Raw genomic sequence first — 12977 nt, 5'->3', positions numbered from 1 at the left:
GCATGTTCGACACTAAACCTTATTTACCCGACGCGCTGTACAGCGCTGCGCAGGTCCGCGACCTCGACGCACGGCTGATTGCGGCCGGTACGCCAGGCCTGGAATTGATGCTGCGCGCTGCACAGGCGCTGTGGCGAACGATCCTCCGGCGCTGGCCTGAAGCGAACGAGCTGACTGTACTGACCGGCCGCGGCAACAACGCCGGCGACGGGTATCTGGTGGCAGCACTGGCGCACAAGGCAGGCTGGCAGGTCAGGGTGCTGGCCGTCGGCGATCCGGCTGCATTGACGGGGGATGCCGCTTCGGCGCATGCGGCAGCTTCCGGCATCGACACCCAGGCGTGGGCCGACCAGCCGTTGGCCGGTGTAGTGCTGGATGCCTTGCTCGGCACCGGGCTCAATGGCAATGTGCGTGAACCCTATCTTTCGGCCATCAACGCGATCAATGCCAGCAGTCTGCCGGTTGCTGCCGTGGACATTCCTTCGGGCTTGAGCGCAGATACCGGCCAGACTCTGGGCGTGGCGGTGCGTGCCGACGTGACGGTTACTTTCATCGGTCTCAAGCTGGGATTGTTGACCGGCAATGCGGCCGATCTGGTGGGCGAGCTTGTGTTCGATGACTTGCGGGCGGATCCGGCGCTGGTTGCGCAGGTGCCGGTCAGCGCAAAGCGCCTCGGTCCGCTCAACTTGCCGACGCTGGCACCGCGTCCACGTACCGCTCATAAAGGCATGTTCGGTCGTGTACTGGTCATCGGAGGCGATCACGGGTTTGGCGGTGCGGCTTTGCTCAGCGCTGAAAGCGCCCTGCGTAGCGGTGCTGGCATGCTGACGCTGGCGACCCGAGCCGAGCATGTGCCGGCCGCCCTGACCCGCATGCCGGAAATCATGAGCGCGGGCATTCGTTCGGCAAACCAGTTGATGGCATTGATCGAGCCGGCCAGCGTGCTGGTGGTCGGTCCGGGGTTGGGGCAGGCCGCCTGGGGGCGCAGCTTGCTGTCGGCTGCCTCCGATGCCGACCGGCCACAGGTGTGGGATGCCGATGCGCTGAATATGTTGGCCGCCGGGCTGGTGAGCCTGCCCAAGGGGTGTGTCATTACCCCGCACCCGGGCGAGGCAGCGCGCCTGCTGGGCATAGACATCAAGGAAGTTCAGGCAGACCGTCCCGCCGCCGCACGGGCGCTGGCGCGCAAGTTCGACACGGTTTGCGTGCTCAAGGGCTCCGGCAGCCTGATTGCCGACGCGCAAGGGCGCCTGGCGTTGTGCGATCGTGGCCATCCGGCCATGGCCACAGCGGGGCTGGGCGACGTGCTGGCCGGGTTGATCGGTGCGCTTCTGGCACAGCATCTGACGCCCTTCGATGCGGCTTGTCTGGCAGTGTGGTTGCACGCAAGTGCAGGTCAGAAAATCGGCGAATACGGTCGCGGGCTGGCCGCCAGCGATATTATTCCTGCCATTCGTCAGTTACTGGAGGAGCTGCAACCGTGTCTGATTTAACGCTGCACGTGGTTGGCGAAGAAGCCATGATGAGTTTTGGTGCACGCCTGGCTGCGGTTACCGAAGGGCAGGGTGTCATCTTTCTCGACGGCGATCTGGGTGCTGGAAAAACCACGCTTTCGCGGGGAATGATTCGCGGTTTCGGGCATGCGGGGGCCGTCAAGAGTCCTACTTTCACACTGGTCGAGCCATACGAAATCGGTGCAATACGGGTGTTCCACTTCGACCTGTATCGGCTGGTCGACCCTGAAGAACTCGAGTACATGGGGGGGCGCGATTACTTCGACGGCGATGCGCTTTGTCTGATTGAATGGCCCCAGCGTGGTGCAGGCTTTTTGCCAAAGCCTGACCTGACCATTACCATTGGGCCGCACGGAGAAGGCCGGTCCGTGATATTGAGCCCGCTGGGCTCGCGCGGCGAACGCTGGTGTGCCACTTTGGCTTTGGAATTCAAATAGATATGGGGTTAGGTATGCGCATGCGCGCGCTGGTTACTGTAGTTGGTCTGCTGCTGATGGCCCTGGCTGTCGAGGCGGTTGCCGCTACGCAAGTACGAAGTGTCCGCTTATGGCGAGCACCGGACAACACGCGTCTGGTATTCGACCTGTCCGGGCCTGTCCAGCACAGTGTGTTCACCCTGACTTCGCCTGATCGTCTGGTAATCGATATCAACGGCGCGACACTCGGTGGTCCGCTGAATGTGTCGACAGCCAATACACCGATCAGCAGCATGCGCTCTGCTCAGCGCACGCCGACTGATCTGCGCGTGGTCATCGATCTGAAAAAGGCGGTGACACCCAAAAGTTTCACGCTTGCGCCGAATCAGCAGTACGGCAATCGTCTGGTGGTCGACCTGTTCGATAACGCCGCTGACGCAAACCCGACACCGGTGATTCCGGATACCGCCGCCAATACTGCGCCCGCTGTTCCGGTCAGTCCGGCCAAGCCTGAAATCAAGCTGACTCCGGTGCCCAATGGCAAACGTGACATTATCGTGGTGATCGATGCCGGACACGGCGGCGAAGACCCGGGAGCGTCGGGCGGTGCCGGCCAGAAAGAGAAAAACGTGGTGCTGTCGATTGCCAAGGAACTGCAGCGCCAGGTCAACGCTGAGAAAGGCTATCGCGCCGAATTGACGCGGACCGGCGACTACTTCATTCCGCTGCGCAAACGTACCGAGATCGCCCGTTCCAAGGGGGCCGACCTGTTTGTGTCCATTCACGCCGATGCCGCGCCGTCCACTGCGGCGTTTGGTGCGTCGGTGTTCGCCTTGTCCGATCGTGGCGCGACCTCCGAAACGGCACGCTGGCTGGCGGACAGCGAAAACCGCTCCGACCTGATCGGTGGTGCCGGCGCGGTAAGCCTTGATGACAAGGACCGCATGCTCGCCGGGGTATTGCTGGACCTGTCCATGACCGCTTCGCTGTCTTCGAGCCTGAACGTCGGCCAGAAGGTGTTGAGCAACATCGGCCGCGTCACTTCGCTGCACAAGTCACGCGTCGAGCAGGCAGGTTTCATGGTGCTCAAGTCGCCGGATATTCCGTCGATTCTGGTGGAGACCGGCTTTATCTCCAATGCCAACGAAGCCAACAAGCTGAGCTCTGCGTCGCACCAACAGGCGTTGGCGCGTTCGATCAACTCCGGGGTCAAGCAGTTCTTCCAGCAGAACCCGCCGCAGGGTACTTATATCGCCTGGCTGCGTGATAACGGCAAGCTGGCTCAGGGGCCGCGCAATCACGTGGTCCGTTCCGGTGAAACCCTGGCCATGCTTGCGGCGCGCTATGACATGAACATCGCTACGCTGCGCAGCGCCAACAATCTGAAAACCGATGAATTGAAGATTGGCCAGGATCTGCGCATTCCGAGTTCCGAGGTAGCGACCCAGCAATGAACGATCTTCTGCTCGACGGCAGCGAAGCCGATAACGCTCAGACTGTTCTGAACGCTGCGCGCATCGAATTGCTCAGCCCGCGACTGGCCAACCAGATCGCGGCGGGCGAGGTTGTCGAACGCCCGGCTTCGGTTATCAAGGAACTGTTGGAAAACAGTCTTGATTCCGGTGCGCGGCGTATTGATGTCGATGTCGAGCAGGCCGGTATCAAGTTGTTGAAGGTCCGTGACGATGGCGGCGGCATATCTTCGGATGACCTGCCACTGGCGCTGGCGCGACATGCCACCAGCAAGATTCGCGACCTGGAAGACCTAGAGCGCGTCATGAGCCTGGGCTTTCGCGGCGAAGCGCTGGCTTCGATCAGCTCCGTGGCGCGCCTTACGCTGACTTCGCGTACCCGCGACGCCGATCAGGCGTGGCAGGTTGAAACCGAAGGCCGTGACATGGCACCGCGTGTCCAGCCAGCAGCGCATCCGGTGGGCACGTCGGTGGAAGTTCGCGACCTGTTCTTCAATACGCCCGCCCGGCGGAAGTTTCTCAAGGCCGAGAAGACCGAATTCGATCACCTGCAGGAAGTCATCAAGCGCATGGCGCTGGCACGTTTCGACGTGGCCTTCCATTTGCGCCACAACGGCAAGACTGTGCTGAGCCTGCATGAAGCGCATGACGACACCGCCCGAGCGCGGCGTGTTTCGGCGATCTGCGGGCCGGGCTTTCTGGAGCAGGCACTGCCCATCGAGATTGAGCGTAATGGCCTGCATCTGTGGGGCTGGGTGGGATTGCCGACATTTTCGCGCAGCCAGGCCGACCTGCAGTATTTCTTTGTAAACGGCCGTGCCGTGCGCGACAAACTGGTTGCCCATGCGGTGCGTCAGGCTTATCGCGATGTGCTGTTCAACGGCCGTCACCCGACGTTCGTGCTGTTTTTCGAGGTCGATCCGGCCGCTGTAGACGTCAATGTCCACCCGACCAAGCACGAAGTGCGCTTCCGCGACGGACGCATGGTGCATGACTTCCTTTATGGCACCCTGCACCGTGCATTGGGTGATGTACGCCCGGAAAACCAGCTGGGTGGCAGCGTGCCGGTTGTTGCCGAGCCTCGACCAACCGGGCCTGAGGCGGGCGAGTTCGGGCCGCAGGGCGAAATGCGTCTGGCCAATAATGTGCTGGAGCAGCCGCAGAGCGAGCCTTTTTCCCGCCCTGCCGGCAGCAGTGCCGGTAGCGGCTATCAGTATCAATATTCGCCACGGCCTACCTCCGGCGTGCCTGTAGCCGAAGCGCAAAGTGCCTACCGGGAGTTTTTCGCGCCGCTGCCCACCGCTGCGCCTTCATCGCTGCCGGAGTCGCCCGGCGATATTCCGCCGCTTGGGTATGCGCTGGCGCAGCTCAAAGGCATCTACATTCTCGCTGAAAACGCTCATGGGCTGGTGCTGGTGGATATGCACGCTGCCCACGAGCGAATCATGTATGAGCGCCTGAAAATAGCGATGGCCAATGAAGGCCTGAGTGGTCAGCCATTACTGGTGCCCGAATCCCTCGCGGTCAGCCAGCGCGAAGCCGACTGCGCCGAAGAACACATCACTACGTTCCAGCGCCTGGGCTTCGAGCTTCAGCGGCTCGGTCCGGAAACCCTGGCGATCCGACAGATCCCTGCGCTGCTCAAGCAGGCCGAGGCCAATCGGCTGGTCAGCGATGTGCTGGCGGATCTCATGGAATATGGCACCAGCGACCGGGTGCAGGCGCACATGAACGAATTGCTCGGCACCATGGCCTGCCATGGTGCGATCCGAGCCAATCGACGTCTGGCCATTCCGGAAATGAACGGCCTGCTGCGTGACATGGAAAACACCGAGCGCAGCGGTCAATGCAACCACGGACGTCCTACCTGGACCCAGATGGGTCTCAATGACCTGGATAAATTATTCCTGCGCGGTCAATGAATGAACGCTTTACCTCCGGCCATTTTCCTCATGGGGCCTACTGCCGCAGGCAAGACCGACCTTGCCATGGCACTGACCAAAGTGCTGCCGTGCGAACTGATCAGCGTCGACTCGGCGCTGGTTTATCGCGGCATGGACATCGGCACCGCCAAGCCCTCGAAAGCGCAGCTGGCTGAATTTCCGCACCGTCTGATCGACATTCTCGACCCCGCGCAAAGCTACTCCGCAGCCGATTTTCGCAGTGACGCGCTGACCGCCATGGCGGAAATCACAGCCCGTGGAAATATTCCTTTGCTGGTCGGCGGCACTATGTTGTATTTCAAGGCTCTATTGGACGGGCTGGCGGATATGCCGGCTGCCGATGCGCAGGTCAGGGCGCAGCTTGAAGCTGATGCGCAGGCCTTTGGCTGGCAGTCATTGCACGATCAACTGGCGGTGGTCGATCCCGTTTCGGCGGCACGTATTCACCCCAACGATCCACAACGATTGATCAGGGCGCTTGAGGTGTATCGCGTGAGTGGAATGAGCATGACGGCACATCGCGAGCAACAAACTGCGCAAAGTACTCAAGCGGCCGCATCAGGGCGTCAGCAATTGCCCTATACTGTCGCGAACCTTGCCATTGCTCCGGCTGATCGCAAGGTGCTGCACCAACGCATCGCGCTACGTTTTGAGCAAATGCTGGATCAGGGGTTTCTGGACGAGGTACTGGCATTGCGCTCAAGAGGTGACCTGCATTCCGGGTTGCCCTCGATAAGAGCCGTCGGTTATCGCCAGGTCTGGGATCACCTGGATGGAAAGCTGACGCGGGACGAAATGCAGGAGCGCGGCATTATTGCAACGCGCCAGTTGGCCAAACGGCAGTTCACCTGGCTACGAAGCTGGGAGGATTTGCACTGGCTTGACAGTCTGGCCAGCGACAATCTGCCGCGCGCCTTGAAATACCTGGGATCGGTCTCCATATTGAGCTGAGTCCCTGCAATAGCCGTCTATCCTTGGGGGGTGGCCGGTAAGCCAATCGAATTCGATTTATTATTTATTGATCCTTAAAGGAGTGCGGCACATGTCAAAAGGGCATTCGCTACAAGACCCTTACTTGAATACCTTGCGAAAAGAGAAGGTCGGGGTTTCGATCTACCTGGTCAACGGTATCAAGCTGCAGGGCACGATCGAGTCTTTCGACCAGTTCGTCATTTTGCTGAAAAATACTGTCAGCCAGATGGTTTACAAACACGCCATTTCCACCGTCGTACCGGTTCGTCCGATCCGCCTTCCCAGCGCTACCGACGCTGACGGCGCAGACGCCGAGCCAGGTAACGCCTGATAGGAGTCTGCCTTGTTCTTTGAGCGCCACAGTGGTGGTGAACGTGCAATTCTCGTTCATCTGGATGGTCAGGACCCTGAGGCGCGCGAAGATCCGCAGGAGTTTCAGGAGCTGGCCATATCGGCCGGTGCCGATACCGTTGCGTTTATCAACGTGCCGCGTCATCGGCCATCGGCCAAATACCTGATTGGCTCTGGCAAGGTCGAGGAGCTTCGCGACCAGGTCAAAGCCGAACAGGCTGATCTTGTCATCTTCAATCACACCCTCACGCCCAGTCAGGAACGTAACCTCGAACGCGTTTTCGAGTGTCGTGTGCTTGATCGTACGGGGCTTATCCTCGATATATTTGCGCAGCGAGCGCGTACTCACGAAGGCAAGCTGCAGGTCGAACTGGCCCAGCTTGAGCACATGAGCACGCGCCTGGTCCGTGGCTGGACTCACCTTGAGCGACAAAAAGGTGGTATCGGCCTGCGCGGTCCGGGTGAAACCCAGCTCGAAACCGACCGTCGTCTTCTGCGGGTTCGCCTGCGGCAGATCAAGGGGCGGCTGGAGAAGGTTCGCAGCCAGCGGGATCAGGCACGTCGTGGGCGTCGTCGCGCCGATATTCCTTCAGTTTCACTGGTGGGCTACACCAACGCCGGCAAGTCGACCCTGTTCAACTCGGTAACCGATTCGGATGTGTTCGCGGCGGACCAGTTGTTTGCCACGCTCGATCCGACCTTGCGTCGTCTGCAGCTCGATGACCTGGGGCCTATCGTGCTGGCTGATACCGTGGGCTTCATTCGCCATCTGCCACATAAACTGGTAGAAGCCTTTCGCGCGACGCTTGAAGAATCGAGCAACTCCGATTTACTGCTGCATGTGATCGACTCCCACGAGCCCGACCGCATGTCGCAGATCGAGCAGGTCATGGCTGTGCTCGGCGAGATCGGGGCCGAGGGCTTGCCGATCCTCGAGGTCTATAACAAACTCGATCTGCTTGAAGGCGTGGAGCCTCAGATACAGCGCGATGCCGATGGCAAGCCGCAGCGTGTCTGGGTGTCTGCCCATGATGGTCGAGGGCTGGATCTGCTCAAGCAGGCTATTGCCGAACTGCTCGGCGACGATCTGTTTGTAGGTACGCTGCTTTTGCCTCAGAGTCTTGCCCGGCTGCGCGCCCAGTTTTTCGAACTGGGTGCGGTGCAGAGCGAAACGCATGACGAAGACGGTGCCAGTGTGCTGGCAGTGCGGCTGCCGCGCGTTGAACTCAATCGTCTGGTGAGTCGCGAAGGATTGCAGCCGCTGGAGTTCATCGAGCAACACACTTTGCAATAAAAGCACGAGAAAGCCGTTGTACGGCTTTCGCGAGCATTCTGTAGCATTGGTCGGCGCGCCGCGGGCGCGTCTTTGCTTTATCAGATGGAGAGCGCTATGGCTTGGAATGAGCCGGGTGGCAACTCGAATAATCAAGATCCCTGGGGTGGCAAACGCCGTGGCGGCGACCGCAAGGGACCACCTGATCTCGACGAGGCCTTCCGTAAGCTGCAGGAAAGCCTGAAGGGGTTGTTCGGCGGCGGTAACAAACGCGGCAGCGATGGCAGCGGCAGTGGCAGCGGGGGCGGCTCTGGCAAGGGCGGCGGCTTTGGCCTGCTCGGCATTGGCCTTGTCGTGCTTATCGCTTTCTGGCTTTACAGCGCTATCTATGTCGTTGACGAGCAGGAGCAGGCGGTTGTACTGCGTTTCGGTCAGTACCATGAAACCGTGGGGCCGGGTCTCAACATCTACTTCCCGCCGTTCGACCGCAAGTACATGGAAAACGTGACGCGCGAGCGTGCCTACAGCAAGCAGGGCCAGATGCTCACCGAAGACGAGAATATCGTCGAAGTGCCGCTGACCGTGCAGTACAAGATCAGCAACCTGCAGGATTTCGTCCTGAACGTCGACCAGCCTGAAATCAGCCTGCAGCACGCTACTGAAAGTGCGCTGCGCCATGTCGTGGGTTCCACGGCCATGGACCAGGTCCTGACTGAGGGTCGTGAACTGATGGCCAGCGAAATCAAGGAGCGTCTGCAACGTTTCCTCGACACCTACCGCACCGGCATCACCGTCACTCAGGTCAACGTGCAGAGCGCTGCTGCGCCGCGTGAGGTGCAGGAAGCGTTCGATGACGTGATCCGGGCGCGTGAGGACGAGCAGCGTGCGCGCAACCAGGCTGAGAGCTACGCCAATGGCGTGATTCCGGAAGCCCGCGGTCAGGCCCAGCGCATCCTCGAAGATGCCAACGGCTACCGCGATGAAGTGGTTTCGCGTGCCAAGGGTGAGGCTGATCGCTTTACCAAACTGGTCGCCGAATACCGCAAGGCTCCTGAAGTCACCCGCCAGCGTCTGTATCTGGACACCATGCAGGAAGTCTTCAGCAACACCAGCAAGGTTCTTGTGACTGGCGAAAAAGGGCAGAACAACCTGCTTTATCTGCCGCTCGACAAGATGATCGAAAGCAGCCGCAGCAGTAACGCCAACGGCTCCAATGCAGGTACGCCATCGCAGTCCGCTACCGATGCTGCCGCTGCCGCCCGGGCAACTGAAGCTCAGCAGCGTGGCGAAGTACGCACCAGGGAGACTCGCTGATGAGTAACAAATCACTGATCACCCTTATTGTCGGCGTGGTACTGGCGGTCATCGCCTGGAACAGCTTCTACATCGTGTCCCAGACCGAGCGTGCAGTGCTGCTGCAATTCGGTCGTGTGGTTCAGGCCGATGTTCAGCCGGGTCTGCATGTGAAGGTTCCCTACGTGAACCAGGTGCGCAAGTTCGACGGTCGTTTGCTGACCCTCGATGCACCGACCCAGCGCTTCCTTACACTGGAAAAGAAAGCGGTCATGGTCGATGCCTATGCCAAATGGCGTGTGAAGGATGCGGAGCGTTTCTACACCGCGACTTCCGGCCTGAAGCAGATTGCCGACGAGCGTCTGTCGCGCCGTCTGGAGTCTGGCCTGCGTGACCAGTTCGGCAAGCGCACCCTGCACGAAGTCGTGTCGGGTGAGCGAGATGCGCTGATGGCTGATATCACCGGTTCCCTCAACCGCATGGCCGAGAAAGAGCTGGGCATCGAAGTCGTCGATGTCCGGGTCAAGGCCATCGACCTGCCGAAGGAAGTGAATCGCAGCGTTTTCGAGCGTATGAGCACCGAGCGTGAGCGTGAAGCGCGCGAACACCGCGCCAAGGGTAACGAACTGGCTGAAGGCATCCGTGCCGACGCCGATCGTCAGCGTCGTGTGTTGCTGGCAGAAGCCTATCGCGAGTCGGAAGAAGCGCGTGGTGATGGTGATGCCCAGGCTGCCGCGATCTACTCCAAGGCTTACGGTCAGGACCAGGAGTTCTACGCGTTTTATCGCAGCCTGCGTGCCTACCGCGAAAGCTTTGCGAACAAGAGCGACGTGATGGTGCTTGATCCGAACAGCGAGTTCTTTCGCTATCTGGAAAAAGCCAAGCCGTAATTAATCACCCGCCGGGCGGCAAAACCGCCCGGTGGGGTGAACGTACGGTGAAACGTGTGTATCATGCGGCAGCCGGGAAATTCCCGGCTTTTTTGCGTCTGCACGATTGATTGGCCGTATCTGAATCAGAACGCGGCAAGATTTTTCGAGGAAAGTGGTCTGCAAGGCCTGTCTCGGGCATTTGTCGTGCCCGTCATACAGCGCACCACTTTCTGCTTCACTCAAGGCTGGCCTGTAGGCTGGCCGCCTGGATCACAGGGGAATGGCGTAATGGCAACGGTCGACCGCTGGCTGCTACCAGATGGCATCGAAGAAGTACTGCCACCGGAAGCGGCGCGCATTGAAGTAGCGCGCCGTCAGGTGTTGGATCTGTTTCAGAGCTGGGGCTATGAGTTCGTCGTCACCCCGCATATCGAATATCTCGAATCCTTGCTGACGGGCGCAGGTTCGGATCTGGATCTGCGCACCTTCAAGGTGATCGACCCGCAATCAGGCCGGCAGATGGGCTTTCGTGCCGACATCACGCCTCAGGTTGCTCGCATCGATGCCCACACACTCAAGCGTGAAGGCCCTAGCCGTCTGTGCTATGCAGGCAGCGTTCTGCATGCCCAGCCGCGTGCACTGTCTTCTTCGCGCAGCCCGATTCAGCTGGGTGCCGAGCTGTACGGTGATGCAAGCCCGAGCAGTGATGTCGAAGTCATCAGTCTGATGCTGGCCATGCTGCAACTGGCCGATGTGCCGGATGTACACATGGACCTCGGGCATGTCGGTATCTATCGTGGTCTGGCGCGTGCAGCCGGCCTGTCCGGCGAAGTCGAGCAGCAGTTGTTCGATGCGCTGCAGCGCAAGGCCATTGACGAAGTGGTTGCCCTGACCGCGGACCTGCCGCAGGAGCTGGCCTCGATGCTGCGCGCGCTGGTCGATCTGTGCGGTGGGCGCGAGGTACTCAATGCCGCGCGTGATCGTCTGGCTGGCGCGCCTGCGCCAGTGCTGGCTGCGCTGGATGACCTGCTGGCAATCGCCGAGCGTCTGGCTGCGCGTTTCCCGCAGTTGCCGTTGTATTTCGATCTTGGCGAGCTGCGTGGCTACCACTATCACACCGGTGTGGTGTTTGCGGTCTTCGTACCGGGTGTGGGCCAGTCAATCGCTCAGGGTGGTCGTTACGATGACATCGGTGCCGACTTCGGTCGTGCCCGTCCGGCAACCGGCTTTTCCACTGACCTGAAAACCCTGGTAACGCTGGGGCAGGCAGAAATCGTCTTACCGTCTGGTGGCATCTGGATGCCGGACAGTACGGATGCGGCACTCTGGCAGCAGGTTTGCCAGTTGCGCAGCGAAGGTCAGCGTGTGGTTCAGGCGTTGCCTGGGCAGCAGGCGAGCGCCGCGCGTGAAGCCGACTGTGACCGGCAATTGATTCAGCATGGCGAGCACTGGCAGGTAATGCCGCTGGCTTCTTGAGTATTCCTGCCGGCCGCCGCCGGCACCAAGTTTGCGTGAATGAGGACAAGTGTTATGGGTAAGAATGTCGTAGTCCTGGGCACTCAATGGGGTGATGAGGGCAAAGGCAAGATCGTCGATCTGCTGACCGAACATGCTACCGCCGTAGTTCGCTATCAGGGTGGCCACAATGCTGGTCACACGCTGGTGATCGATGGTGAGAAAACCGTATTGCACCTGATTCCATCCGGTGTGCTGCGCGAAGGCGTGCAGTGCCTGATCGGTAATGGTGTGGTGGTTGCTCCCGATGCGCTCCTGCGCGAAATCATCAAACTGGAAGAGAAAGGCATTCCGGTGCGTGAGCGCCTGCGCATCAGCCCGTCCTGCCCGCTGATTCTTTCGTACCACGTTGCGCTGGACCAGGCGCGTGAAAAAGCCCGCGGCGAGTTCAAGATCGGCACCACCGGCCGTGGTATCGGCCCGGCATACGAAGACAAGGTTGCACGTCGCGGTCTGCGCATCGGCGACCTGTTCCATCGCGAGCGTTTCGCCGCCAAGCTGGGCGAGCTGCTCGACTACCACAACTTCGTGCTGGTCAATTATTACAAAGAGCCTGCCATCGACTTCCAGAAGACACTCGACGAGTGCATGGAATACGCCGATCTGCTCAAGCCCCTGATGCTCGATGTCACCGCTGCGCTGCATGAAATGCGCCGCGACGGCAAGGACATCATGTTCGAGGGTGCACAGGGTTCGCTGCTGGACATCGACCACGGTACGTATCCGTACGTCACCAGCTCCAACACCACGGCGGGCGGCATTGCCACCGGTTCCGGTTTTGGTCCGATGTACCTGGATTACATCCTGGGCATCACCAAGGCCTACACCACGCGCGTGGGTTCGGGCCCGTTCCCGACCGAGCTGTTCGATGATGTCGGTGCGTTTCTGGCCAAGCGCGGTCACGAGTTCGGTGCCACTACCGGTCGTGCGCGTCGTTGCGGCTGGTTCGATGCCGTCATCCTGCGTCGCGCCATTGAAATCAACAGCATCTCGGGCCTGTGCCTGACCAAGCTGGATGTGCTCGACGGCCTTGAGACCATCAATATCTGCGTCGGCTACGAAAACGAAGACGGCGCTGTCATTGATGCACCTACCGACGCCGACAGTTATCTGGGCCTGCGCCCGGTTTACGAGCAGATGCCAGGCTGGAACGAATCCACGCTGGGTGCCAAGACTCTCGAAGAGCTGCCTGCAGCCGCGCGCGCATACATCAAGCGCGTCGAAGAGCTGGTAGGTGCGCCTATCGATATCATTTCGACCGGTCCTGACCGCAACGAGACTATCGTACTGCGTCATCCGTTCGGCTGATCCATCGCCGAGTGTTACCAAAAGGGCCGCATTGCGGCCCTTTTTGCT

At 60.2% G+C, this 12977-nt stretch carries 11 protein-coding genes; all 11 read left to right on the top strand.

Annotated elements, in window-relative coordinates:
* The first annotated feature begins 2 nt into the window (after positions 1-2).
* The 11 genes from ALO80_RS20385 (at position 3) to ALO80_RS20335 (ending at position 12929) form a co-directional block, all read left to right on the top strand.
* Positions 3-1493, top strand: coding sequence for a bifunctional ADP-dependent NAD(P)H-hydrate dehydratase/NAD(P)H-hydrate epimerase (locus tag ALO80_RS20385; protein ID WP_055010309.1), 1491 nt, complete (start codon positions 3-5; stop codon positions 1491-1493).
* Positions 1494-1522: 29 nt separating this feature from the next.
* The gene (gene tsaE, locus ALO80_RS20380; protein WP_375232962.1) at positions 1523-1951 is read left to right on the top strand and encodes a tRNA (adenosine(37)-N6)-threonylcarbamoyltransferase complex ATPase subunit type 1 TsaE; all 429 of its coding nucleotides are present in this window, start codon (positions 1523-1525) and stop codon (positions 1949-1951) included.
* Positions 1952-1965: 14 nt separating this feature from the next.
* Positions 1966-3384 (top strand): N-acetylmuramoyl-L-alanine amidase, encoded by a 1419-nt coding sequence (locus ALO80_RS20375; RefSeq protein WP_055010308.1) that lies wholly within the window; start codon positions 1966-1968, stop codon positions 3382-3384.
* Positions 3381-5324 (top strand): DNA mismatch repair endonuclease MutL, encoded by a 1944-nt coding sequence (gene mutL / locus ALO80_RS20370; RefSeq protein ID WP_055005463.1) that lies wholly within the window; start codon positions 3381-3383, stop codon positions 5322-5324. The genes ALO80_RS20375 and mutL overlap by 4 nt, the downstream gene beginning before the upstream one ends.
* Complete coding sequence (gene miaA / locus ALO80_RS20365; RefSeq protein WP_055010307.1) at positions 5325-6296, top strand: tRNA (adenosine(37)-N6)-dimethylallyltransferase MiaA; 972 nt, start codon at positions 5325-5327, stop codon at positions 6294-6296.
* Positions 6297-6387: 91 nt separating this feature from the next.
* Positions 6388-6648: an RNA chaperone Hfq gene (hfq, locus tag ALO80_RS20360; protein ID WP_002551819.1), complete on the top strand. Its 261-nt coding sequence runs from the start codon at positions 6388-6390 to the stop codon at positions 6646-6648.
* A 12-nt stretch (positions 6649-6660) separates the two neighbouring features.
* The gene (gene hflX, locus ALO80_RS20355; RefSeq protein WP_054986058.1) at positions 6661-7962 is read left to right on the top strand and encodes a ribosome rescue GTPase HflX; all 1302 of its coding nucleotides are present in this window, start codon (positions 6661-6663) and stop codon (positions 7960-7962) included.
* A 96-nt stretch (positions 7963-8058) separates the two neighbouring features.
* Positions 8059-9255, top strand: coding sequence for an FtsH protease activity modulator HflK (gene hflK, locus ALO80_RS20350; protein WP_054986057.1), 1197 nt, complete (start codon positions 8059-8061; stop codon positions 9253-9255).
* The gene (hflC, locus tag ALO80_RS20345; RefSeq protein ID WP_002551822.1) at positions 9255-10124 is read left to right on the top strand and encodes a protease modulator HflC; all 870 of its coding nucleotides are present in this window, start codon (positions 9255-9257) and stop codon (positions 10122-10124) included. Before hflK ends, hflC begins: the two co-directional genes overlap by 1 nt.
* 270 nt (positions 10125-10394) lie before the next feature.
* Positions 10395-11582 (top strand): ATP phosphoribosyltransferase regulatory subunit, encoded by a 1188-nt coding sequence (locus ALO80_RS20340; RefSeq protein WP_054986056.1) that lies wholly within the window; start codon positions 10395-10397, stop codon positions 11580-11582.
* A 54-nt stretch (positions 11583-11636) separates the two neighbouring features.
* Positions 11637-12929 (top strand): adenylosuccinate synthase, encoded by a 1293-nt coding sequence (locus tag ALO80_RS20335; protein ID WP_055010306.1) that lies wholly within the window; start codon positions 11637-11639, stop codon positions 12927-12929.
* Positions 12930-12977 lie beyond the last annotated feature (48 nt).

The organism is Pseudomonas caricapapayae (assembly GCF_001400735.1).
Taxonomy (GTDB): Bacteria; Pseudomonadota; Gammaproteobacteria; order Pseudomonadales; family Pseudomonadaceae; genus Aquipseudomonas; species Aquipseudomonas caricapapayae.
The sequence above is the reverse complement of the archived record's forward strand: the minus strand, read 5'-3'. Positions and strand labels throughout refer to the sequence as shown.